Origin of the sequence: Leptospira fletcheri (genome assembly GCF_004769195.1) — a bacterium.
GTDB lineage: Bacteria > Spirochaetota > Leptospiria > Leptospirales > Leptospiraceae > Leptospira_B > Leptospira_B fletcheri.
In genome coordinates, this window is record NZ_RQET01000008.1 from 77,212 (window position 1) to 101,814 (window position 24,603).

General features: G+C 47.2%; 23 protein-coding genes. 2 read left to right on the forward strand and 21 right to left on the reverse strand.

Features of this window, described 5'->3' with window-relative positions; genetic code table 11:
* Positions 1–9: 9 nt before the first annotated feature.
* From EHO60_RS11205 to EHO60_RS11275, 15 genes are all read right to left on the reverse strand, one after another.
* Positions 10–267: a hypothetical protein gene (locus EHO60_RS11205; RefSeq protein ID WP_135768286.1), complete on the reverse strand. Its 258-nt coding sequence runs from the start codon at positions 265–267 to the stop codon at positions 10–12.
* Positions 260–1,030 carry a DNA repair protein RecO gene (gene recO, locus EHO60_RS11210; RefSeq protein WP_135768287.1) on the reverse strand — a complete coding sequence of 257 codons (771 nt, stop codon included), beginning with the start codon at positions 1,028–1,030 and terminating at the stop codon, positions 260–262. The genes EHO60_RS11205 and recO overlap by 8 nt, the downstream gene beginning before the upstream one ends.
* Positions 1,006–1,410, reverse strand: a complete 405-nt coding sequence (ybeY, locus tag EHO60_RS11215) for an rRNA maturation RNase YbeY (RefSeq protein WP_210409365.1) — start codon at positions 1,408–1,410, stop codon at positions 1,006–1,008. Before ybeY ends, recO begins: the two co-directional genes overlap by 25 nt.
* A gap of 83 nt (positions 1,411–1,493) precedes the next feature.
* Positions 1,494–3,908, reverse strand: coding sequence for an HD family phosphohydrolase (locus EHO60_RS11220; protein ID WP_135768288.1), 2,415 nt, complete (start codon positions 3,906–3,908; stop codon positions 1,494–1,496).
* Between the two features lie 4 nt (positions 3,909–3,912).
* Positions 3,913–4,881: a PhoH family protein gene (locus EHO60_RS11225; RefSeq protein WP_135768457.1), complete on the reverse strand. Its 969-nt coding sequence runs from the start codon at positions 4,879–4,881 to the stop codon at positions 3,913–3,915.
* Between the two features lie 5 nt (positions 4,882–4,886).
* Complete coding sequence (aspS, locus tag EHO60_RS11230; RefSeq protein ID WP_135768289.1) at positions 4,887–6,692, reverse strand: aspartate--tRNA ligase; 1,806 nt, start codon at positions 6,690–6,692, stop codon at positions 4,887–4,889.
* A 51-nt stretch (positions 6,693–6,743) separates the two neighbouring features.
* Positions 6,744–8,066: a replicative DNA helicase gene (dnaB, locus tag EHO60_RS11235; protein ID WP_135768290.1), complete on the reverse strand. Its 1,323-nt coding sequence runs from the start codon at positions 8,064–8,066 to the stop codon at positions 6,744–6,746.
* Between the two features lie 13 nt (positions 8,067–8,079).
* A complete protein-coding gene (gene rplI, locus EHO60_RS11240; protein ID WP_135768291.1) occupies positions 8,080–8,544 on the reverse strand; it encodes a 50S ribosomal protein L9 in 465 nt (154 codons plus the stop codon).
* A gap of 11 nt (positions 8,545–8,555) precedes the next feature.
* Entirely contained in the window at positions 8,556–8,876 is a 321-nt protein-coding gene (gene rpsR / locus EHO60_RS11245; protein WP_135768292.1) for a 30S ribosomal protein S18, read from the reverse strand.
* Positions 8,877–8,891: 15 nt separating this feature from the next.
* Positions 8,892–9,335 (reverse strand): single-stranded DNA-binding protein, encoded by a 444-nt coding sequence (locus EHO60_RS11250; RefSeq protein WP_135768293.1) that lies wholly within the window; start codon positions 9,333–9,335, stop codon positions 8,892–8,894.
* Entirely contained in the window at positions 9,328–9,603 is a 276-nt protein-coding gene (gene rpsF, locus EHO60_RS11255; protein ID WP_135768294.1) for a 30S ribosomal protein S6, read from the reverse strand. Before rpsF ends, EHO60_RS11250 begins: the two co-directional genes overlap by 8 nt.
* A 309-nt stretch (positions 9,604–9,912) precedes the next feature.
* Positions 9,913–10,827: a hypothetical protein gene (locus tag EHO60_RS11260; protein ID WP_135768295.1), complete on the reverse strand. Its 915-nt coding sequence runs from the start codon at positions 10,825–10,827 to the stop codon at positions 9,913–9,915.
* Positions 10,828–11,091: 264 nt separating this feature from the next.
* A complete protein-coding gene (locus EHO60_RS11265; protein WP_135768458.1) occupies positions 11,092–12,372 on the reverse strand; it encodes a CapA family protein in 1,281 nt (426 codons plus the stop codon).
* Positions 12,373–12,452: 80 nt separating this feature from the next.
* The gene (locus EHO60_RS11270; RefSeq protein ID WP_135768296.1) at positions 12,453–13,376 is read right to left on the reverse strand and encodes an NAD-dependent epimerase/dehydratase family protein; all 924 of its coding nucleotides are present in this window, start codon (positions 13,374–13,376) and stop codon (positions 12,453–12,455) included.
* Between the two features lie 6 nt (positions 13,377–13,382).
* Complete coding sequence (locus EHO60_RS11275; RefSeq protein ID WP_135768297.1) at positions 13,383–14,804, reverse strand: SLC13 family permease; 1,422 nt, start codon at positions 14,802–14,804, stop codon at positions 13,383–13,385.
* Between the two features lie 157 nt (positions 14,805–14,961).
* On the opposite strand from EHO60_RS11275, the gene EHO60_RS11280 reads away from it, so the two are divergent.
* Both EHO60_RS11280 and EHO60_RS11285 read left to right on the forward strand, forming a co-directional pair.
* Complete coding sequence (locus EHO60_RS11280) at positions 14,962–15,732, forward strand: glycosyltransferase family 2 protein (RefSeq protein WP_135768298.1); 771 nt, start codon at positions 14,962–14,964, stop codon at positions 15,730–15,732.
* 14 nt (positions 15,733–15,746) lie between these two features.
* Positions 15,747–17,264 carry a glycosyltransferase gene (locus EHO60_RS11285; RefSeq protein WP_135768299.1) on the forward strand — a complete coding sequence of 506 codons (1,518 nt, stop codon included), beginning with the start codon at positions 15,747–15,749 and terminating at the stop codon, positions 17,262–17,264.
* A 33-nt stretch (positions 17,265–17,297) separates the two neighbouring features.
* On the opposite strand, the gene glf is transcribed toward EHO60_RS11285, so the two are convergent.
* From glf to rfbB, 6 genes are all read right to left on the reverse strand, one after another.
* Positions 17,298–18,446 (reverse strand): UDP-galactopyranose mutase, encoded by a 1,149-nt coding sequence (glf, locus tag EHO60_RS11290; protein WP_135768300.1) that lies wholly within the window; start codon positions 18,444–18,446, stop codon positions 17,298–17,300.
* Entirely contained in the window at positions 18,430–20,199 is a 1,770-nt protein-coding gene (locus tag EHO60_RS11295; protein ID WP_135768301.1) for a glycosyltransferase family 2 protein, read from the reverse strand. The genes glf and EHO60_RS11295 overlap by 17 nt, the downstream gene beginning before the upstream one ends.
* Positions 20,200–20,212: 13 nt before the next feature.
* Positions 20,213–20,758 carry an O-fucosyltransferase family protein gene (locus EHO60_RS17270; protein WP_246028278.1) on the reverse strand — a complete coding sequence of 182 codons (546 nt, stop codon included), beginning with the start codon at positions 20,756–20,758 and terminating at the stop codon, positions 20,213–20,215.
* Positions 20,759–21,357: 599 nt separating this feature from the next.
* Positions 21,358–22,473 carry a glycosyltransferase family 4 protein gene (locus EHO60_RS11305; RefSeq protein WP_135768303.1) on the reverse strand — a complete coding sequence of 372 codons (1,116 nt, stop codon included), beginning with the start codon at positions 22,471–22,473 and terminating at the stop codon, positions 21,358–21,360.
* Positions 22,474–22,546: 73 nt separating this feature from the next.
* On the reverse strand, positions 22,547–23,431 hold the full coding sequence (gene rfbA / locus EHO60_RS11310; RefSeq protein WP_210409360.1) for a glucose-1-phosphate thymidylyltransferase RfbA: 885 nt from the start codon (positions 23,429–23,431) through the stop codon (positions 22,547–22,549).
* Between the two features lie 11 nt (positions 23,432–23,442).
* Complete coding sequence (rfbB, locus tag EHO60_RS11315; protein ID WP_135768304.1) at positions 23,443–24,486, reverse strand: dTDP-glucose 4,6-dehydratase; 1,044 nt, start codon at positions 24,484–24,486, stop codon at positions 23,443–23,445.
* Positions 24,487–24,603: the final 117 nt, after the last annotated feature.

The window sequence follows — 24,603 nt, forward strand, 5'->3', positions numbered from 1 at the left end:
ATTCAATTCCTATTTTTTGGAGGGGGTCCTGTCCCAGTCGGGATACAACCGTTTGGAGGAAATCAATTTCCAACTCCGATCCAAGGACCCGAAGACCATATTCTTTTCCCTAAGGATACATTCAAGAGTTACGCAGGACTTTCCTTCGGGTCCGAAGGTAGGTTTGGGAAGGGCGTCTTTCTTTCCCCAGCGGATATCCAGTACGATCAGGAACAGAAGTGAGACCGCGTATAAGACGGCGAAACAGGTTTTAAAAATCTTATCCAAATCTTTCCTCCAGAGAATCGTACAACATCGATTCGGATTTCAGTCTTCGTCCGAGCAAAGGTTTTAGCGCCCGATTGCTCAGCCTATCCGCTTCCTTAAGGAGTTCAAGGGAAATCTTTTCCTCTTTCAGATCCCGGTATTTTCTTTTCAGGCAATCGTAAACGAATCGGACCAGTCCGATCCGATCCGGATGCGGAGTCCTGCAGTCTCCGCAGATCGTTTCGAAATGTTCGTCTTCCAGGCTGCAGGAGCTCATTTCCCCCAGTTCTTTACCGCATACGGAACAGGAAATTTCTTTCGAGAGAAATCCCCCCGTATAGAGAAGTTTCAACTTGAAGAAGGGCAAAAATAGGGGGCTGAATCCGTCCGCATCCAATTCCTGAAGTGCGGCGTGCAGCAGCCTATATTCCTGGGGATGCGCTCCCCCTTCGGTCAAAAAGGAAGAGACGAGTTCCACGAGATAGGAAACGAGCACGATTCCGGCGTATCCGTTTTTGGCAGTCTCGAACCGATCCAGTAATCCGATCTCCTTTACATTGTAAGTCTCTCTTCCTTGGGTCCGATAGTAATCGAGGGAAACCAAAGAACCGGGCTCAGCCGCCGCGATCGGACGAGTCTTGCTTTTTTTGATTCCCTTTACCCGAAAACTCGCGACTTCCCCTTCTTCCGGAAGCAGACGAAGGAACGCGTCCCCCTCCGGCAGAATCCGACTTTCCATCACGATCCCTTTCGTTTTTCTTAAAGAAGAATGAGATCCAGACATAGATCCTCCATCCTTCGCATCAACGCCTCGTCCTCGAATCCCCTTTCATGATCGTAACCGATCAGATGCAGGAACCCGTGCACGAACAATCGGAAGAATTCCTCTTCGTCCGAATGACCGATCTGCTTCGCTTGCTCCTTACAGGTTTCCCAAGAAATCACGATCTCGCCTAGGGGCAAGATCGGCCCGAATGAAGACTCTTTTTTCGGAGGCAGATCCCAGGGATGAAGGTCAAAGGATAAAGGAAAGGAAAGTACGTCCGTGGCTTTATCCTTATTCCTACGCACACGGTTGATTTCTCGGATCGAGGAATCGTCGACCAGCAAAACGGAAAGATGGCAATCGTTCCGCGGAAAAGAGAACTTCAAAAGGGATTCCATCCTAGGAAGTACGTTCCTTTCCATCAGCCACTCGGGCAAGTCGTCGACGGAAATATCCGGACAGAAATCGATCAAGTCCGCACCTAAGAGGCTTTTCTTCCGCCCCTGAGAATGGCGTTCCGGTTCTTTTCTTCCAGAGCCTTGGTTTCCTCCGGCTTCGGATATTTCGGTCTGGAATGCAGGCTGGACAAGAGCACTTCCTTAAACGAGGATTTTACCACCTCCAGATCTCCCAGGGTCAGACCGCATTCGTCCAATTGGTTTTCCGCCAATTTGCTGTTCACGATCTTGGTGATCAGATTTTCCAGGGATTCTGGAGTGACCTCCTCCAGAGAACGGCTGGCTGCCTCCAGGCTATCCGCGATCATGACGATCGCGGTTTCCTTTCTTTGAGGTTTCGGTCCCGGATACTGAAAATCCTCCTTTCTCAATTTCTTTTTCTGAGAAGGAGATAATTCGGATAATGCCTTATGATAAAAGAAGGCCATCGTGGAAGTGCCGTGATGTTCCGGAATAAAGTCTATCACCTCTCTGGGAAGACGGGCCCTCTTTGCCATCTCTATCCCGTCCAAAACGTGATCGATCACGATCTTGGCAGCAAGAGCCGGATTGTTCTTGTCTATGTTCTCTTTCTTAGGGATCAAGTGTTGGTTTTCCACGAAAAATCCGGCATTCGGAATCTTACCTATATCGTGAAAATACACGCCTACTCTGGTCAAGAGCCAATCCAATTCCAGATTTTGGGCCGCCCTTTCCGACATGGCCGCGACGAGAAACGTATGGGTGTAGGTGGAAGGTGCCTTAGTCAACAAATCCTGCAAAAGCGGGTGCCCTGTGTCCGCAAGTTCCATCAGCTTGAATCGCGTAGGAATATTGAACACGTATTCGTAAATCGGTAATAACAGTTGGGTCAGGGTGGAACATACGAATCCGTTAACGAGACAGAGCAGATACAATTTGAATATATTCGATTCCCATAAATCCCGTAGATAGGAACCCGACGGTACCGCTACCCAATAATTCCTAGAATCGAAAAGATAACCGGAGGAGGAAATCAGCATCTGCACCAGCGCCATATAAAACCCGGCTTTGATGAAATCGATTCGCTTCCGCATTTTTCTTCCGTAGGTCGCGGTGACTACCGTCATCACGAAGGCTAGGATAAAGGAAGTGGGATTGTATCTGGACGCCGCAAAAATGAAGAAGGAAAGAAAGAAACCGATCGCTATGGACAACTGTTCGTCGTAAACCATGGATAGGATGAGACAGACCATTCCTACAGGAACGACTAACGCGAAATAAAAGACGGAATCGTAGCTGTTCTCGAAATTATAAAAAGCCTTGGAAGCGACGTAGGCCCAGAGAACCAAGGACCAGATCAAAGTAAAAACGATCACGTTACTGGAAACGTCGTTCAATCGCTTGGGATTGTATTTTTTCAGAAAAGCGTAAACGATGATCACGAAGATGGACTGTATCAATAAAATGGAAAGTATGGACGCAATATTCGCGCGTGTAGCGTATTTGTTTACGACGGATAGTTTCCGATAGATATCCGGCGTGATGATTTCTCCCGCGCGGACGATGATTTCTCCCGCGTTGATTCTACTGTTAACCGGCTCGGTCCGATCCATAGCGAATTTTTTTTGCGCATCCGTCTCTTGGGCATTGAAAACGCAGGCCGGATTCGAGTAGATATAGGTGAGAGAAAGCCTTTGTATGACCCCGAGAAGGATCGGATCTATGGCCTGCAACTTCTCCGAAGCCAGCCCATTCAATGCGGTTACCGTCGCGTCGTCTCGGTAGAGGTAGGTTCGAGGGATCACTCGGTTTCCTTCGAGAGAGGAAACCTGCTCTTTGTTACTGCTCGTCCCGGAGTTGCCGGAATTCCGAACTCTAGCTTCCACCGTTCTTACGGAAGAATATTCGGGAGGGGCATCCCTCAAAACGCAAAAATTGGAAAAGACCAGGTTACTATATTGCAGCACCAGGTCCCTGACTCTCGTTTTACTCGGTACCTTCAGTAAGGTTTCGAGTTCCTCCTTGGATCTGTTTTTCCACCTGGGAACTACGTTTAGAATTTCCTGAGCCCCCTTGCCTTCCGCGGGCTTGAAGATCCTATAATTCTCCATATCCTCTTGGATAGCGGGCCGGATCGTCTCCGTAAGAACGGCAAAATCCCGGTCGAAAAAATTCGGAGCGGATTGGAAAGCCTTCAAACGTTTGGCTTTGGTCTTTTCCTCGTCCTCGTACAGGATCTCTTTCGTGGAGACCACCTTATCCATGGCGGTTTTTCCCTCCGAATAAGGTCCGTCCGGAGACAAATCGATCTTATCCTGTCCGAAAAAGGGCATGGCCAACATCCACGTCACCACGAGAAGAGTGATCACCGTTAAGGTTACCTGGAATTTTCTTACGAAAGAGATCGGACGTATCTTGGTCAGGGTATCCGTGATCCAAGCCATTCCATTTTCCAGGGTCGAACTGAAGGGAACCATGTCTTTACAACTCTTCGAACTTCCTTACGATGGTCTCCACCAAAGGATGTCTGGTAATATCTTCCTTACCGAAAAATACCTGACCAATACTTTCCGTGTTCCTAAATAAATTTACGACACGGTCAAAACCCGATCTTCCGTGTTCCAAATCGATCTGGGTGACGTCCCCCGATATGCACATCCTGGAATTCCGCCCCAAACGAGTCATAATCATCTTCAATTGAGAAAGGGTGCAGTTCTGGGCCTCGTCCAAAATGATGAAACTTTTGGAAAGTGTCCGTCCTCTCATGAAAGCCACGGGGGCGATTTCGATCTTCGTGAGGGAGATGTATTCCTGCGTCTTTTCGAATCCGATACATTCGTTCAACGCGTCGTAGACCGGGCGAAGGTAGGGGTCCACTTTTTGGTTCAAATCCCCGGGTAAAAATCCCAGGTTCTCTCCCGCTTCCACAGCGGGCCGTGTCAGGACGATTTTTTCGATCAGCCCGTTTTGAAGAAACCGGCAAGCCATGGCCACGGATAGAAAGGTCTTTCCCGTACCTGCCGGACCGATTCCGAAAGTGATCAGATTGTCCAAGAAAGATTGGATGTACTTATCCTGGTTCTTGGTCCTCGGATAAAGATGCTTTCCTCGATAGGTGGTGAGGATCTTTTCGGAGGGTTTGAAAGGTTCCGCCTCTCCCTTTCTTTCCTCCTTCCTTTTTTCCCTGGTGACCTGCTTTAAAAGATACGCAAAATCGAAGGAATCGGTGAACTCCCGGTCCGGCCGATCCCGATAATTCGCCTCCAACAAGCGGAAGAAATCCAAGGCGAACTCCACCTTGGGCGCGCTCCCTTCCAACTGGAATCCGTTTCCTCTCGGAATCAGGTCGATTTCCAATTGCTTTTCCAGGATTTTCACGCCGCTATCGTTGATCCCGCAGATCTTGCGATAGAGATCCTGACTCTCGAAAATAAATTGCTCTTTCTTAATGGACTTTATACCTTCACCAATCTGAGTTTCAGCTCTTGGAGTTGCTTTTCTTCGACTTCTGACGGACACTCACTCATGAGGCAGATTCCCTTTTGCGTTTTCGGAAACGCGATCACGTCGCGAATCGATTTCCCTTCGGTCATCAGCATCAGAATTCTATCTACGCCGAAAGCGATTCCTCCGTGTGGAGGAGCCCCGTATTCCAACGCTTCGAGCAGGAATCCGAATTTTTCCTTTGCCTCTTCCTCTCCGATTCCAAGCGCCGAAAATACCCGATTCTGCAACTCTCTGGAATGGATACGAATGGATCCGCCGCCGATCTCCACCCCGTTCAGGACAAGATCGTAAGCCTTGGCAAGAGCCTGTCCCGCTCCGTCCCGGAGTTTTTCGTCGGAGGAAAAGATCTCCAAGCTCGAATCGTTCGGAGAAGTGAACGGATGGTGTAAGGAGTCCCAACGATTGGCGTCCTTATTCCATTCGAACATCGGAAAATCCACGATCCACGAAATATGGAAGTGCCCTTCCGTAGGTTTGTCAAACCTTTCCGAAAGTTTCAGGCGGAGAGCGCCTAGGGAATGGTTTACGATCTGCCTTTCGTCCGCTCCGAAAAAGATCATATCCCCCTCTTTGGAACCGACGGCTTCCGAGATCTTTGCCAAGGTCTCCGGGCTAAAACGTTTCGTGATCGTGGATTCCAAGCCGTTCGGACCGTGTTTCATGTAAGCGAGGCCTTTGGCCTTGTAATCCCTGTTTAGCCAAGCGGTCAGATCCTCGATCTCCTTCCGGGAAATCACGGAACCTCCCGGAACGCAGATCGCCTTGACGACACCGTGAGTCGCAACGGCCACCGTAAACACCTGGAAATCGCTGTTCTTAACGATTTCGGAAACGTCGACCAACTTCATTCCGAAACGGAGATCCGGTTTGTCCGATCCGTATTCCTCCATCGCTTGTCGGTATTGCATTCTAGGAAAAGGAGTCTTCAATTCCAGGGAAAAAACGTCCTTCATCACTTTGGAGAACAATCCCTCGATCTCCGCCAGGATCTCCTCCTGGGAAACGAAGGAAAATTCCATATCCAATTGGGTGAATTCCGGTTGTCGATCCGCGCGCAAATCCTCGTCGCGAAAGCATTTTACGACCTGGAAATATCTCTCCACGCCGCCGACCATTAAAATTTGCTTAAATATCTGTGGGGATTGGGGAAGAGCGTAAAAGGAATTCGGATTCAATCTGGAAGGGACGAGAAAATCCCGCGCGCCTTCCGGCGTGGACTTATTCAGGATCGGAGTTTCTATCTCCAGAAACTTTCTGGAATTCAGATAATTGCGGATGGCGAAGACGAACTCGTGCCGTTTTACCATGCGATTCTTTAACTCGTCTCTTCTGAAATCCAGATATCTGTATTTCAACCTGTGTTCTTCCGAAGTTTCCTCGAATTCGTCCAAGGAAAAAGGAGGGGTTTTTGCGGAGTTCAGGATCTCCAGTTTGTCCGCGACGAGCTCGATCTCTCCCGTCTGCATTTTCGGGTTCACGCTTTCCGGATCCCGTTTGCGCAGAGTGCCCTGGACCGCGATCACATATTCGGATCGGATTTTTTCTGCAAGATGGAAATGATCTTTTAGGATCTCTTTTCGGAGTACGATCTGCAGGATTCCGGTTCGATCCCGAAGATCCACGAAAATCACCCCGCCCTGGTCTCGAAACCGGAAAGCCCAGCCGAACACGGAGATCGTATTTCCTGCCTGTTGAACGGAGGTTTCTCCCGCCCAAGTTCTATTCTTATAATGATTCAGAATCCAATCTTCCAAAAATTCTTTCCCTTAACTTTCGCGGCGAATCGATGGATTCCCCACCGCGAATCATATATTATCAAATCTGGAAAGTTCGGGTCGAAAGGCAAGTGGAAAAGAACCGGTAGGTCCGGATCGATTTTTAGCGACAATGATTTCCGCCGTACCCGGCTTCACACTGTCGTCCTGTTCGCCGTCCTTTCCCGTTCCACGATAAATGAACGTGACGATGTCTGCGTCCTGTTCTATCGCTCCGGACTCCCGCAAGTCCGCGAGTTGGGGCCTCTGGTCCTTGGACCTTTGCTCGATGGATCGGTTCATCTGTGAAAGAGCCACTACGGGGCACCTGGCTTCCTTTGCGATCTGCTTCAAGGTGCGGGAAATGGACGCGACCTCCTGTTGGCGGCCTCCGTCCCGGTTTTTGGGATCGCTCATCAACTGAAGGTAGTCGACAATGATCAATCCGAGAGTTTCGTTGGTCAGAAGTTTCCGGATCCTTCCTTTGAAATCGTCCACAGTCAGAGCGCCGGAATCGTCGATATAGATCGGAGCGGAAGTCACCCTGATGATCGCATCCAGTAGCTTGGGAGCGTCGGACTTTGTCACCTCCGACCGTTTCAGTTTATTGGATTCCACCTGCGCATATGCGCAGACCAACTTTAGAAGCAACTCCATACGGCTCATTTCCAACGAAAAGATCACCACAGGTTTGTTATGGATTAAGGCAACGTTGGAGGCGATATTCATGGCAAGAGTGGTCTTTCCGTTACCGGGCCTGGCCGCCAATACCATCAATTCGTATTCCTTCAGTCCGGAAGTCATTTCGTCGAATTGGGTAAAGTTCGTTCGGAGTCCCTTGATCTGACCCCGACTCTGCATGATATCCTTGATGTATTCGGAAAGAGCGGCCTTGTCCTGGGAAACGGGCAATAACCCTTTGACATCCGTAGCGCGGGATACCTCGGTGAGGCTCCTTTCGATCTGGTTGAATACGGATTCGTTTTCCCCGGGCTCTTTCTGGATCATCTCCAGAGCGCTATGGAGTAATTTGGCGTACGTCCTGCGTTCGGAAAGTCGTTTGATCCTTTCCGCGTAGTACGCCAACGGATGGGAAACGACCGTGTCCCTGTATAAGGAATAAATGTACTCGTATTCCCTTTCGGGATCTTTCAGGAGGGAATTTTCTTTTAGGAAATTTAAAACGGAAACCGGATCGATAGCGGTCCGTTTGTCCACCAAATCCACAATGGCTTTATAGATTCTGCGGTGGGTATCCTGGTAGAAATCCTCGGAATGAAGAGGAATATCTATCAGGTTTTCCGCTCCCTTTAAGAGTAAGAAACCCAAGAAGGACTTCTCGGATTCCAGTTCGAAAAGGGAGTCGGCTTGCATTCGAATTAAATCATCAGCCTTCGGTAGCGGCTTCTTCCTCTTTCTTCACATGAACGGTGATGGTAGGGAAAATGCCTTCCGCCAAGCGGACTTTCAATTTATAGGATCCGAGGTTACGGATGGGTTCCGGAAATTCGATTTTGCGCTTGTCCACGTCGAAACCGTCTTTTTTCATAAGAGCGGCTACGTCGGCGGCGGTCACGGCTCCGAAAAGCTTATCTCCGCCTCCCGTTTTCACCACGATCTCGAATTCTTTTCCGTTCAAACCGGAAGAAACGGATTCCATGACTTTTTTCCGTTTCTCTTTTTTCAAGTCGGCCAATTTTTTCTGGTGAATGGCCATTTTGGTTTTCCCCTCGTCGGCACGAACCGCCAAACGTTTGGGAAAGAGGAAATTACGCGCAAACCCGTCCGCGACTTCCTTGATGTCTCCGGCGTCGCCCAGATTGGAAACGTCTTTTTGTAAAACGACTCTCATTGATGCTCTCCTCAGTTGACCTTGAACGGAAGCAATCCGATACTACGGGCTTTGCGGATTTCCCGCGCTAGGATCCTTTGGTACTTTGCGGACGTACCGGTGATTCTACGTGGAATGATTTTCCCACGATTCGTGATGAACCTTTCCAAAAGCTCGATATTCTTATAGTCGATTTGTTTTGCAAGCTCGGGGTCCGCGGTAAAACGGCAAACCTTCTTCTTGTATTTGTTCTGCTTTTTGGGCGGACGGCCGCCTTCGTGTTCGCCGGCGATTATGCCGTCCATGGAAGCTTCTTGTCTTCCTACTTCTTCTTGTACTTCGTTCTCTGCCATTGTATGGTGTCCTCGTTAAAAGGGTATATCGTCGTCGTTTCCGGATCCGCCAAAGTCTTCGTGAGAAGACGAATAAGCGGTTCCGCCGGTAGCGGCCGCAGGAGAACTACCGTAGTCCCCTCCTCCGCTTTCTTTCCCGCCGATCATCTGGAAATTCTCCACGACGATTCGGATGCGGGAGGCTTTCTTGCCTTCCATGGTTTCCCAAGTGTCCTGCTTGAGCCTTCCCTCGATTACGAGTTGTTTGCCCTTTTTGCAGTATTGCTGGATGATTTCCGCCCCTTTGCCCCACGCTTCGCAGTCGAAAAAATGAGTTTCCTCTTTCTTTTCTCCGTTGGAAACGAAGGTACGGCCGTTGGCCAGGGAAAAATTCACCAGGGAAGTCCCGTTTACGGTTTTGAATTCCGGATCTCGGGTTAGGCGACCTACTAAAGTCACCCGATTGATATCGTTAGCCATTGCGCCGGACGATCATGGAGCGGAGTAGATTTTGGTTTAATTTAAAATCCCGCTCTACTTTTTCGATGGAACTGTGATCGGCATTTACCTTAAAATGGGTAAAAGTCCCGTAGTCCTGGTGTTTGATGGGATGCCAAAGTTTTTTCTGGCCCCAATCTTCTTCGGCGGTCACGCTGATGGAATGCTTTTTGAAGATGTCGACCACTTCGTTTTTAGCGACTTCCTTAGCGGTGGAACGCGTAATTGTAGTTATCTCGTAGTTTCTCAAAAGTTTCTCCTATGGATATAAGCCCGTCTACGATCTGCGGCGGGCAGAAGAATTGGATTTTGTCCTATTTTTGGACGCTAAGGCTTACGGTCAAGCAGGATCGGCTTTTCGGGTTTTCTCCCGCCAACGAACCTGCTTAGAAAGAAGCTTCTCGAATCCAAATTTCGTTTCCCGGACAGGAAACCATGTCTGCTCTCCAAAATCCCCGCTTTTGCGGAGATTCCGAGAATTCCAGAAACCTCCGATCGGAGCGGAATCGAGTGTCCGTTCGAAGGGATTCGTCCAAGAATACCACATTGATCTTATATTCTAAAACGAACTCTGTCCAATCCTTTCCTTTCCTTTCCGGTACGGTTCTATGTATTTACAATCTTTGCCACCTAGATACATGCAAAGAGATCCGTGCGTGGAAAGAATTCGGATTTCGGAGGGAATTCTTTCCTTCGACTGGAAAAACCGGGCCCGGGAAAGATTGGAACAGGCTCCCAGTTCCCGTTTCGGCGACTTGTTTATCGAGGACGTCATTCCGAGAATCAGACAAACCGAAGCGTAAACCAATGCCAAAGTCCGGACCTTGCGAAAACGGAAAAACGCCGCTAGTAAAAAAAACAGAAACGGGACGACCAGAATCAGATAGTGAATCCTAGGATAAACGATCGAAATTCCCAAGAAAGGAGGAAGAACCGCGGAGATCCAAAAAACCTCCAGGTCCTGATGTATTTTGGCCCAACGGAGCAATCGTTTTCTCTTTTGCCAAAGAAGCGCACAGAGAACAACGAATCCCGAAAATCCGAGCCAGAGAGGGCCGCCCAAAGATAGAAATTTTGCGAAGTCCGAAAGATTTCTCCCGACGTGCAAAAAGAAGCGATACGGATCGGCACGCAAGGCCCCGAAGATCGAGTTCACCGGACCGAAATCGGCGAATACCGCTCTCTCCGCGTTGGTCCAAGGGTCCTCCGGGAATCGTCCGAGTTCATGCATTCTCAAAGCATAATGTTGGAAAAAAGCGATCACACTTCTTTCCCTGTCCCAAACGGGAAAAAGAACGGAGAAGAGAACCAAGCAGATCGGAAAGAGGATAAAAAACGAGACGAAGATCGGGTCTTTCCGGAATTTGTCGTATTTTAACTCCGGAATCTCTTTTAAAAAAACGTAAAATGCGAACAAAAAGAAGCCCAGAAAAAACTCCGGGCGCACGTATTGCAAAAGAAACAATACCGACAAAGAAAGGTTTCGGAAAACTTTCCCCTGTCCGAAAAAGAAATAGAAGCAGATCGGCAAGACCGCCAAAAAAGCCGCCACTTTCGTAATAAAAGGCCAGGCTAAGGAATACGTAGGGTCGGAAAGTACGATCGCTCCGAACAGCAGGGAAAACGAGAGTACGTCCTTACGCGGAGAGGATCCGCAGGATCACCAACCCGCCCAAGACGGATAACAGGGCGGACTTCCATCCTTTTCTTCTTTGATTCTTCATCGATTTCCTCATATTCAATTCGCAGTCTCCAGGTCTATCCAGCCTCGTTCCCCATCTATCCGAATCTTCGTTCCGAGATCTTCCGATAAGACCGCAATTTCTCGTAAAAAGGAGCGCGCCTCTTCCCCCTCTAAGGTGCGAACCTGATGGATTGCAGTCTGGAATTTTCCGAAGATCGGAATGAGCTCCACCCGAAGCAAGTTCCCTTTTTTGATATGTAGCACCGCGATCAGGTTATGGTTCAGGTAGGAGTTCCTGCTTCCGAAAATCAGATTTCCGAGAGAATAGAATACGATCCCTTTTCCTACCCTCTCGATTCCTTGGGGAATGTGAGGATGGTGGCCGACGATGACCTGGATTCCGTTTCCTAATAAAGCCTTGGCTTGGTCCCTCTGCTCTTTCGTGGGAATCGGAGAATATTCCACTCCCCAATGTAAGGATACGATTTTGAATCCTCGGACGGGGGACTGAGAAGCCGATGGAACGGGAGCTTTGGGAGGAAGGTTCCGAATCCTTTTTCCTTTTTTGAACGTCCGCTTCGGTTTGATCGGAATCGGAATGAGACTCCTTAGCTTAGGAGCCAAAAACTCCGGCTCGAAAAACAACACTCCCGGTTTTTCTCCGGCGTACTGCTGTTTTCCTTCCGCCACGTTCGTCGCGGAATAAACGATCAGTTTAGTTCCCTTCTTCTCCAAGGACCAAGGACCGAGCGCCTCGGCGTAATTTTTGCCGGCACCTATATAAGAAATTCCTCTTGCTTTCAGGAACTTTTCCGTTTCCGCAAGTCCTTCCGCTCCATGATCCATCGCATGGTTATTCCCCAAAAAGACAAGATCCACACCCAGATACGAAAAGGAATCCAGGTCCGTATCCTTTGCCTGAAATACGTACGCTTTTCCGACGTCCCAGGATTTTTCCGAAACGACGGGAGTTTCCAAATTCAGCATCCGAAGATCCGCTTCGTCGAACACGGATTTCAAACCTCGGACAGGAGCGAGTTCTCCCTTGGCCCGAATGGTGTCCCGGATCCCCCAATTGAACATTACGTCTCCGCCCACCAGAACCTTTAGCAGCTCCGGATCTTCCTCTTCCTGCTGCAGAAGTTTTCCCAAGCTTTCCCGCAACTGCTCCGCGATCCCGCTTGCCGGAGGAGTCGGCTCAGAAGAGGTCGTACCGGTCTTGACTTGCTCCGTTCGAGAACATCCGAGACAGAAACAAAGCAGGAATCCGAAGATAAAAAAAGGGATCTCCGATCCGACACGACCGAGGAAAGGTTTGCGGAAAAAATTCTCCATCGCCGGAGCCAAATTCGGTCTTTCTCCGAATTTGGAAATCAGTTTTGGATCTCCGCTCTCCGCGGTTTTCCCGAGGGTCATCAAGAAATTCTTTCTTGCGGAGTTTCCGAACAGAGAGCCCGGATTTCCTCCGAAATCGGGACCGCCGGATTCCACCCTAGGGAAAGCAAAGGGGTAGCGTCCAATACGAGGGAACCGAACAATCTGTCCACGATTCCTCGAAAACCGAATAGCCTTCCCGCAAAGATCATCCAACTAGGAGGAAAATAGAAGAGGCGGCTCGGAATTCCCAAGGATTCGGAAAAGAGACGGAACAATTCCGGAGTGGAAAGGGAGAAGTCGCTTACCAAAAAGAGACCGTTTTCCGTTTTAGAATTCTTTAAAGTGAATACGATGGCATCGCAGAAATTCCTGACTCCCACCATGCTCCTTTTGTTTCGGATCCCCGAAAACGGGAGAGGGATCCCCGTCCTTACCAAGGAGACCAACCGATCCAGATTCCCTTTGGCCCCCTTCCCCACGATCAGGGGAGGTCGGAGTATGGTGAATTTCAGAGAGGAAGAACGGGATATTTCCTTCAGCAATTCTTCCGCCTCCCATTTGGTTCTGCCGTAATCGTCTTTCGGTTTGGGCAAATCCTCCGCAGTGAGAGGTTCTTCGTTGGAACTTTCCCCCAACGCTTTGATCGAGCTTACATACACGAAACGAGGAATGCCGTTTCGGACCGCGGCTTCGGCTAGGATTTTCGTGGTATCCACGTTGGCTCTTCGGAACGCAGCGGCAGGATCCGAGTCCTTTTCATGGATCACATGCGCTCTACCTCCCAAATGGAGGATGGCGTAAATCTTTTCCGACGACCAGGAAAGTTCGCCGTTCAATTCGGAAAGATCTCCCTCGGCCAAACGTTTGGAGGAAATCGGAAGAACTTCGAACCCCGCATCTTTTAATTTAGGAAGAAGACATTTGCCCACGAATCCCGTCGTGCCCGTGACTACGATTTTCATTTTTTGTTATCCGAAGAGAAAAAATCCGATCAGGACGGAAACTAAACCGAGTAACCCGATGCGGATTCCGATCTTTGCCATGTCTTTGATCTCGAATCCACCGACGGCATAGGCCACGGCGTTCGGAGGAGTGGAAACCGGTAGAGACATGGCGAGAGAAGCGCCTAACGCGCTTCCCAAAACCAACTGGATCGCGTAGGCCTCGTTCCCCGGTAAAAGCAAAGCCGCTACGGGTAAAGCAAGAGGTACCAAAAGATTCGCGGTCGCGGTATTGGAGAGGAACGTGGATAGAAAAAGCCCCACCGAAAAGAAAATTCCCAAGACCCAAAAGCTCTCGTTGGGACCGGCCTGGGATCCGATCAAGGTGCCGAACCATTCCCCCGCGCCGCTCTTTTCGATTCCTGTGCCTAGCGCGATTCCCCCCGCGACCAAAATCAGAACGTCCCATTCCAGAGAACGGATATCTCCGGAGTCCAAGATCCCGACGGCGGTAAATACCAAAAGAGGAAAGACCGCGACCACTCCCGCAGGAATTCCGTGAAAGGACTCGCTAAACCATAAAACTACGGTTAAAAAAAACGTTCCTAAAACGAAACGCAGATTCCGTTTGGAATCGGATCTCTCCTTCTCTCCGAAATGAAGGGTCAGCCTCAGGCCGGAACTCGCGGGAAAAGCCCTCACGATCCAAACCCAGGCGAAAAAAAGAAGCAGTAGGAGCAAAGGAATCGCGACCATCATCCAAGTCCCGAAGGAGATTTCGGCACCGTAGCCTTGGTTCTTCAGGCTCGCGAATGCGATTATATTGGGGGGAGAACCGATCGGAGTACCGATCCCGCCCAAATTCGCGGCAAAAGGAATTCCGATCAGGATCGCTTTTCTGAAATTCTCTTCTTTAGGAAGAATTTGTAATAAAGGAAAAACTAATGCGATCATTAGAGACGTAGTGGCTGTATTGCTCATCCAGAGGGAAATTCCTGCGGTAACTATCATCAGCCCCATCAATACGTATTTCGGGGAGTCACCGAAACGAGGCAGTACTCGGTTTGCCAACCATCTGTCCACTCCGACTTTTACGCATGCCTTAGCGAGCGCGAAGCTACCGAGGAAAAGGATCACGGCCGAGTCCGCGATGGAGGCGAGAAAAACGCTCGGAGGGGGAGACTTTTGTCCGGGACGACCGAACACCTGCAGGATTTCCCATTTTCCAGGATTGGAAAAAAGAAGGATCTCCGTCAGAATGACTAACAAGGAAGTAGCGTGACCGGGAATGATTTCGAAGATCCAGAAGCAGGCCGCTAAGAGAAAGACGAAAAACATTCCTCCGACAGGAAATGGCAGCCATCCTTGTGCGGCGGCAAATACCGGTAAGGAGGAAAGCATTAGGGAAACGAGAAGTTTGACGGATTTATCAATCGTAAAATTCGGCATGGTAGACTAGGAAAGGCGTTACGGAATTCCATCCGAAGGCAGGAATTCTGTCAATCTAGTACGACCCCGATCCGAGGATTCAAGCTTTGCTGGCCCGGAAAAAATTGTGGTCCGGACGGCTTTCCTCGAAACAATGGCACTAGGTCCTTTTGAGCGTATGTCAGAATTAGTATCCATCATCATGCCGGTCTATAACGCGGAGAAATTCATAGAGGCGAGCATCGAAAGCGTCTTACAGCAGACTTACGGCTCTTGGGAATTGATTATGGTGGACGATCTATCCAAAGATTCCAGCCGTTCCATCATGCTTTCTTACCAAAAGAAGGAGCCTAGAATCAAGGCCTTTCTCAAGGAAAAAAATTCAGGATCCGCGGATAGCAGAAACCGAGGGATCGAAATCGCGAAGGGAAGATACGTTGCGTTTTTAGATTCGGATGACCTCTGGGATCCTCGTTTTTTAGAGGAACAGGTCCGGTTGATGCGGGAGGAAAAGGCCGCATTTTCCTTTTGCTCCTATCGTATCGTCGACGAGGAAGGCAGAGAAGTGCTGAAACCCTATATGGCGAAACGGAAAAAAATCACGTACTGGCACAATCTACTGTATAACCGAGTGGGACTATTGACCGCCATGTATGACGCCGAAGCGCTGGGAAAAATGTACTTCGATACCGGCTTAAAAAGCCTCCGGGACGATTATGCGCTTTGGCTGGATATTCTAAAAAAGATTCCTTACGGGGTCGGTAATCCGGAAATTCTCGCCAGCTACAGGGTCAGAAAAGGGGCACTGACTTCAAATAAGAAAAACGTAATCCTCCCGCATTTCCGGATGCTAAAGAACAGGGAAAAACTAAGCTGGTTCGCGGCAGCTTTTTATACGGGGATCTGGGGATTCGTCGCGGTTAAGAAATACTATTTCAATAAAATATAATTCTTTTATCCTTCATGTTGCTGTACAAGATCAGATTCTGGCAGGAAGACGAAATCCAAGACGCGGAACTTTACGCAAAAGGAAAGTTCAAACCTACCCTTAAAAACGGAAAGCTTGTACTTTCCCTGGGCGACCGAATCGGTTTCGATACCTATTTCAATTCCTTCGCACCGAATTCCTGGAAAAAATACACAAGACTGTCCTCGTTGGACCTGGAAATCAACGGAAAAGGAAGGTTTCGGGTCCGTATCCTAGGGGGAAATCGAAAAGGGTCGGACATCCGCTTTAAAGTAGTGGCGGAAGAGGAAGTGAAGGACCGCTTCCTCGCCGAAATGAGATTGGAAGATCTGGACTACGAACTTCTATATCCGGAAGTGGAATCCTTGGAGGAAGGGTGTGAAATCCATGGAGGTTCTTATTCTTCCAGGGACGAAAAGACAGATCTCCGACTTTCCATAGTCTTCTGTACGTTCCGAAGGGAAGATTTCATCGATAAGAATATTCTCAATTTAAGAAGAGGAATTTTAGAGGATGATCATTCTCCGTTGCGCGATCATCTTCGAATATCGGTGGTCGATAACGGAAATACGTTAAAAAATCGCGATATAGACAACTTTCTGGAAGTATTTCCCAATAAAAATCTGGGGGGATCGGGAGGATTCGCTCGGGGCATCCTGGAATCCCTGAAAGATTCCCGCTTCACCCATATCCTTCTTCTCGACGACGATATCCGTTTTTCGGTCACTTCTCTGGAGATTCTACATTCCTTCCTTTCCTTTCTCCGTGAGGAATTCGAAAGACATTTCATAGGGGGAAGTCTGATCGACTTAGCCCTTCCTTATCTGCAATACGAACGGAACGCCGTTTGGAACGGGATTTCCACGAAACTGAACGGAAGCGGTTTGGACTTAAGAAAAACGGAATGTCTTTTTGGGGGGGATGCCGAGGCGTCGGAGGGAGCGTACGCCGGATGGTGGTTTTGCTGCATTCCGACGAGAGTCGTGAAGGAATTGGGACTTCCTCTTCCCTTCTTTCTAAAGGGGGACGACGTGGAATATTCCCTTCGGAACGGTTCGAAATTGATTTCCTTAAACGGAGTCGGAGCCTGGCACGAGGCGTTTCCGAAACGGGTCAGGAAATGGAACTACTATTATCAGATTAGAAATTATTTTATTCTCAGTGTGCTGAGAATACGAAGATACGATCGCTCGGACTTTCTGCGATTCTCCCTCTTCAGACTTTTCAAGAACCTCATTTGGCGTAACGAATTGGCGCTAAAGTACACCCGAAAAGCGCTCGAGGACATCCTGAACGGCGCCCTACCTACTTCGGGAAGCGAAGCGGAATCCCTTCAAAAATCCGTTTTGGAATTACAAGCCGACGGAACCGGCTTGGGAAGATTGGGCTGGGACTGCATGTCCCTGACGTTTCGGATCTGGAAGGAATTTCCGCTCATCTGCGAAGAGATCCGAAGGAACTCCTTAGAATTCCCAAGCGTGCAGTTTTGGCGGAAATACCTGAGTTTAGGTTAGAAAACGCTTTGTTAAGCGAAATCTGGCGTTCGCCTATCTACGGACCGAATCCAAAAACTTCCCCGCCGTTTCCCTTGCTTCTTTGATCACATGGTGCATATCCATATATCTGTATGTAGCCAATCTTCCGAGAAAAGTGACCTTGGACAATTGCGATGCATCTTTTTCGTATTTGGCAAAGATCTCCAGGTCTTCGGTTAATCGTTTCGGATAATACGGGATATCCTTCTCGGATGTCTCCTTACTGAACTCTTTGAACCATACGGTTTTTTCGTGGTTTTCCCAGGGAGCAAAATGTTTGTGTTCGTGGATTCGAGTCCAGGGAATATCCGGATCACAGTAGTTCAATACCGCGTTCCCTTGAAAATCGCCCGTCCCTTCGTGCCTTTCGAAAGTCACAGTCCGATAACCGAGCCTTCCGTGTTTAAATCCGAAGTATTCGTCTATCGGCCCCGTAAAAAATACGTGATCGAAACCGTCCTGATCCTTGTCCGGTACGAATTTTCGATTCAACTCGATACGAATATTGGGATGATCCAGCATTTTTTTCACGATTTCGGAATAGCCTGCCTCAGGAATTCCTTGGTACGGATCGGAGTAATAGTTGTCGTCATAGTTGAAACGGACCGGCAAGCGCTTCAGAATCGAAGCCGGCAATTCTTTCGGTTCGCATCCCCATTGTTTACGGGTGTATCCGTAAAAGAAGGCCTTGTAAATCCGATCTCCTAGAAACTTCAAAGCTTGTTCTTCGAAATTGGCGGGTTCCCCGATCTTCTTGTCAGCCTGGGAAGAGATGAATTCCCTAGCTTCCGTCGGTCCCAATTGCTTTCCAAAAAGTTGATTGATCGTATGAAGATTTACAGGGAGGGAATAGACGGTACCGTTATGAACGCCTTTAACCCGATTCACGAAAGGGCGGAAAGGTACGAAAGAGTTCACATACTTCCAAGTCTCTAGATCGTCCGTGTGGAAAATATGAGGACCGTATTCGTGGACCATAACTCCGGTGGACGAGTCCCGGAGAGTATGACAATTACCCGCGATATGGGATCTCTGATCGAAGACGAGAATTTCGGGGGCGGGAAAAATCGAAGTAGAAAGTTCGTGAGCCACTACGGCACCGGAAAAACCGGCGCCTACGATCAGGATTTTACGCGGTGCTTTTTCACCTGTATGGTGCAAGTTTGCTTCTCCAAAAAGTTTCTGAACTGAAATGCCGCGCTTCGCGTTTCCAGGATTCGGAAAGTCTACGATGACGGATCAATACTTCAACGATGGTTAGGAGCGCGGACAAGGCAAGGCGAAAAGACCGAAAGAAGTCCTTTTTCCGGATATACACGGGTTCCCTACGTTCGTCGTAATCCAAAGTGACCGAAGCACCCGCCCCGTCCAGGAGAATCGAAAGAGCCCCCGCTGATCGATTGATTGGACGCCGGAGATAAGGAATCGAAATCGTATTGAGGCTAAGAATAGAAACGGGAAGAAATAGGAATCCTAGAATTTTCGAAATCATAGAAGTACGAGGTTTCTGCCCCGACCAAACCTCTTCCGGAGTATACCGCCCCATCAATTCGGAATGTTTTTGCTGCAGATCCAGTTTTACGAACTCTTCAGGCCCGGCCAAAATCTGATGGATTCCTTCGAGAGCCGCTCTTAGATTCTCGTATTGAAACGTATATAAAAAGATATAAAAGCGGACAAAATAGACTCGAATGAGTCCCCAAGGACCGCCTTCGTGAAAAAGTAAGTGTACGATTCCTGAATTTCGATAACTGTAATGTTCTACCCAAGAATTGGTTTTAGAGTAGAAAGGTTCGTGCCAGACGGCGAGCCCTGGATAGGTCAACACTTCCACTCCATTCCTACTCCGACTCAGACCGAAGGTAATATCGTCTCCTCTTAAAAAATAAGGAGGGTACAAATCGGAATCTGTTCCTTTTCGCTCTGCAAACCCTGTAAAAAAGAAAGCGGAATAATTCGCGTTTTTATTTCGTTCCGCTTTCGAAATCGAATCCAAATCCACGGAATCGGACAAGTTCGCGCCCAAATAAAAGGACTTTACCCTCGAATCTCCGATCAAAAACTTGGCTCCTACTTCCACCGCTTCCAGGGGTCTCCTGAAATCCAGCATGGCTCCGGATAAAAGATAAGCGTCGGGATCCTTTTTGGAATCGAAAAAGGCCAAAGTCCGAAAAATGGATTCCGGATGAACGATCGCATCGTCATCGCAAAAAAGATAATAATCGCATTTTCCTTCGTCCTTTGCTTCCAGGAAAGCCCTGGCAAAGCCTCCGGAACCTCCAAGATTCGGATTCGGAAAAAGACGGAACTCGCAGCCGGAAGGAAGATCTCTCGGCTTGAGCGTTTGTCCGTTATCCGAAATATAAAAAACTGCTCTCTTTACGATTTCCGAATCTTGAGCCCAGGCCTTGAGATTGGCGATCAGATATTCTTCTCGCTTAAAAGTACAGATACAAACGGCCAATCGTCCGTTTCTTTCCTTATTGTTTAGCGTTAAAAACCGTCCGGAAGAAAATCTCAATCCTCCCTTTTTGGCTTCCACAACCGGATAGATGAACCCCGATCCTCCTTTCTTCACTTCGAATTCGATGGAGATTCGATTTTTACCTTGTTTGATTTCCTTGCCGTAAAGATTCGATTTCTCTTTTCCTCCTTCGGACGCCTCCAAAGAGAGAAAGCCGTTTCCGATCGCCTCACATTCGAAACGGTAAGTGCCGGTACCGTACGCCTCCTCCGCGTATCTAGGGAACAAGGCGTTAAAGTAGGTTCCGAACGAGACTTTCGTTCCTTCTTCCAGATCGAAAACGGTTTGGCCGTTTTGATTTTCCTGCTTCGGACACTTGCCGGTATATTCTAAGAACAATCGTTCGGAACCTTTCAATACGGGGCCGACGATCCTTTGGATTTCAAACACTGAACATCTCCGATTAAAGGATGAATTTTTCTCCCGATACCAACGGGATCTCCACTCCGTTCCAAACTTCTATTTTCCGGAAAAGATCCAATCGAACCGGGTCTTCGGAAGAATAGATCGGGAGAATAGGAACCCCTCCCGAATACGCAGCCCAACCTGAAAACGTGCTAGGCGGTCCTAAGATCAGATCGCAGCGCGACATGCAGTACAGATCTTCCACCATCGAACCTTGGGCGGGAATCACGGATGCGCCGGGAACGGAATAGTCTTCCCCTTTTTCATCCGAAAAAATCAGAAAAAGAATTTTTCGAAACCCTTGGGATTCCAGTTCGGATCGCAGCTCCTCCATTTTTTTTCGGATCAACTCGGGTTCGAAATAGAATTTTCCATCCAACCAGATTCGATAATCCTTTCGTCTATGATGGACGGCGATAATCCGATCGAAATTCTCTCTATAAGAAAAAAGCAATCGGTCCGATTTCGAAAGAATCTCCGCATTCGGAGCCAGGTATTCGAGAATCGAACGTTTCGTTTCCGGATCGATTTCGAAATTCTTCATCCGGAATCTCCATCCGAACAATGCGATGAGGTCCTTCCCTTGGATTTCAGTTTCGAAACTTTCCGAATCTAAAAACTCGATTTTATCGGAATAGTTTGAGACTTTGGATCGATTATTCGTAGAATCAGAATATTCGAAAAACGGAAGTTTCTTCGCGAAAAACGTAGGAAAACTCCGCGGCAATCTAGATTGTATTGCCACTAAAATATCTATATATACTGAATATTTTTTCCAGTTGGACGGATTCAATAAGGAATGTCTTCCAATCTTTGGGTAACTTGAAACGGAACCATCCTCGAAATTAGCGAAATAATCAGAATATTCGGAAAAGGCAGGAAAAAGAAAAACTGCGTTCTTCCTTTTGCAATATTGTATAAAATGTAGAAATAGAATTAAACGATTTCCTAATTGACCGTAGGGAGATGTATATATTATGATTTTTTTTCCCAAATTCCTACTCAGAAGACTCAATCGTATATAAAAGAATACTGTTGCAGGAAGTCTAAGACAAATCAATATATATATAATTAATTTACTACGTAGCATTTCCGTCCTTTAAAATATTCCAAATTCATTTTATCTTTTCGATTCAGAGTTCCTTATTTTCCAATCTTTCGATACACTTCCACCGTCTCCTTTGCTGTCTTACGCAAAGAGAAATCCTTCCATCTCGATTCTCCCGACTTCAATATCCTTTTTCGAGTCCCTTCGTCTACCCAAGCTCTTTCCATTGCGCTTAGCAAAGAATTCCCTGATTCCGGATCGAAGTAAATCGCGGCGTCGGCAGCAACCTCCGGCAAACTGCTTCTATCGGCCAACACTGGCAGACAGCCGTAAGCCATGGACTCCAAAACCGGAAGCCCGAAACCTTCATAAAGAGACGGAAATACAAAGATTCTCGCTTTGGAATAAAGGTATACCAACTGGTCGTCGGTCACAGTCCTCCGAAGCACTTTCCCGCCAAGACCTGCCTCTTCAATCAACAATCTTTCTTCCGAATCGAATTCTCCCCCACCCGCGCAGAACAAAAAAGCCTCCGGATATGAACGGAAAAATTCAGGTAAATATTTTAATAAAAATTTAAAATTCTTATAGGTTCCCCTACCTCCGACAAACAATATAAAATCCCCCGACGGTAATTCAATATTGGAATTCTTAAAGTTTCCGACCTTAGGTTCGATCGCCAAATGGACAGTCTGCACTTTCTCTTCCGGAACGTCGTAAATCTTCAGAAGATCCTTCCTAGTACATTCGGAAATCGCAATAATCTGGTCCGCCTTTTCGATAAGAATAGGCTTGTATTCCGAGGTCCGATCTCCCGCAAAGTCCTGCGGAAATTTTTCGTGTATTAGATCATAGACAGTCAAAACGAAAGGCTTCTTCCCGAGAAAGGGCAGGAAATAGGGGAAATAATAGGTCGGGTGAAAAATATCGAAACGATTTAAAAATAGTTCGATAAGAGTATTCGGTAGATTTGCGATCCGAGTCAGCTTTCTCTTTCCGGGAAAATGTTGTCGATGTGGGAAAAACCGATCTTCAAATCTAGGATTCCATACCGAGCGGATGTATTCGTTCGCACTGACCCGCAGACTTAATTCCGTCTGCACTCCGAGACTGGAATCTTCCTTAAAACTTTTGATCAATTCTGAAAAATATCTGGAGATTCCTCCATGAGCTTGTATGGAAAAAATCTGATGATCATACAGAACTTTCATATTTTATCGGTAAGATATTGGTAATTTTTAAAGCGGAAAGACACGGCGTATAGAAAGAACTCTTGCAAAAAATTCAAAATATATTTTCTTTCAAAATTCTATTCAAATATTGACTATAAGAATTTCCTTTCAAAGCTCGGATTCTCTCCTCCAAGTTCTCAGCGGAAATATAACCTTTTCGATATGCAATCTCTTCCAAACAAGCTACTTTAAGCCCTTGTCTTCTTTCAATAGTGCCGATAAAAACGGATGCATCCAAAAGCGATTCGGGGGTTCCGGTATCGAGCCAAGCGTAACCCCTTCCCATCACTTCCACATTCAATTTATTTCTCTCTAGATATACCTTATTCACGTCGGTGATTTCCAGCTCCCCTCTTGCAGAAGGTTTCAGAGATTTTGTAATTTCTATCACTTCGGAATTATAAAAATAAAGACCGGTAACGGCAAAATTCGATTTCGGTGAAGAAGGTTTTTCTTCGATCGAAATAGCTTTCCGATCATTACTAAATTCTACTACCCCATATCTCTCGGGATCGTTTACCGGATACGCAAATATCGTACATATTTCCCGATTCGAATCGGCTCTTTCTAACATTTCGGACAGAGCATTTCCGAAATGGATATTATCTCCCAAAATCAATACCGAGGGATCATTGCCGATAAATTTTTGACCGATAAGAAACGCTTCGGCAATCCCGTTAGGATGGCTTTGAATCGCGTACTCAATTTGAATACCCCATTGACTACCGTCATTTAACAATCGTTTAAATAAACCGATCGATTCGTTGTCGGTTATTAATAACAATTCGCGAATTCCGCCAAGCATCAGCGTTGCTAAAGGATAATAAATCATCGGTTTATCGTAAATCGGAAGAAGCTGTTTGGAAACCGCTTGAGTAACAGGATACAACCTACTACCCGTTCCTCCGGCAAGAATGATACCTTTTCTAATAGTCAATTCTATTCCCTTTAAAATTTACTTTCGAAGTTCCGTCTTTTCTTTCCGGACCGAATGTCCCGCCACCATTCCTCATTTTCAATATACCATTGAACGGTAACTTCGAGCGCATCCTTAAATATGGATCTTGGAGTCCAACCTAAAACAGACTCCATCTTGGCAGGATCAATAGAATAACGGAAATCGTGTCCAGGTCTATCTCCTACAAAATAGACCAAGGATTTGTAAGATTCCGACTTAGGAATAAGCCGATCCATAATTTCACAAATAAAAGATACTATCTCGATGTTTTTGTATTCGTTTCGACCTCCTATATTGTATGTCTCTCCGGCAATGCCGTCCGCCAAAACCAATCTCAAGGCATCGCAATGATCCTCAACATAGAGCCAATCCCTTATGTTCTCTCCATTACCGTATATAGGGATCTTTTTCCATTCTAAACAGCTAATAATCGTCACGGGAATTAATTTCTCGGGAAACTGGAACGGTCCGAAATTATTGGAACAATTCGTAGTAAGAACATCCAGATGATAGGTATGAAAATAGGACCGGACCAAATGATCGGAAGCGGCTTTAGACGCTGAATAAGGAGAATTCGGTTTATAATTGGAATGCTCTGTAAAGGAAGGCTCGGAAAGAGATAAGGAGCCAAAAACTTCATCGGTGGAAACATGCAGAAATCGTGGACCTCTCTTATTGCCCGCTCTTTTTTTAAAAGACTCTAATAGATTAAAAGTACCGACCACGTTTGTGTTGATAAAATCTCCTGGATGAACAATCGACCTATCCACATGGCTTTCGGCCGCTAAATGAATTACCGCTTTAAAGTCGGAATGCTTTTCAAATACGCTATCAGTTGCAGTAGGATTTGTTATATCCAATTGCTCGAACTCAAAGTTTTCTACGGAAAACCATTCAGATAGATTATTCAAGTTTCCCGAATAGGTTAACTTATCTAAAACAACGACTTTCGTATTAATAGAATCCCGCAGGATAGAATGGACTAAATTCGAACCGATAAAGCCAGCTCCACCGGTTATTAGGATTTTTTGCATTATTTATACGCTTTTCACAAATTTGAGTTGTGATTTCGATATTGCGGAATTTCTTTCTTTTCCATTAACCAGCTTCTTGAAGAATAAAAAATATATTCATCGGCTTCCACGATTAAG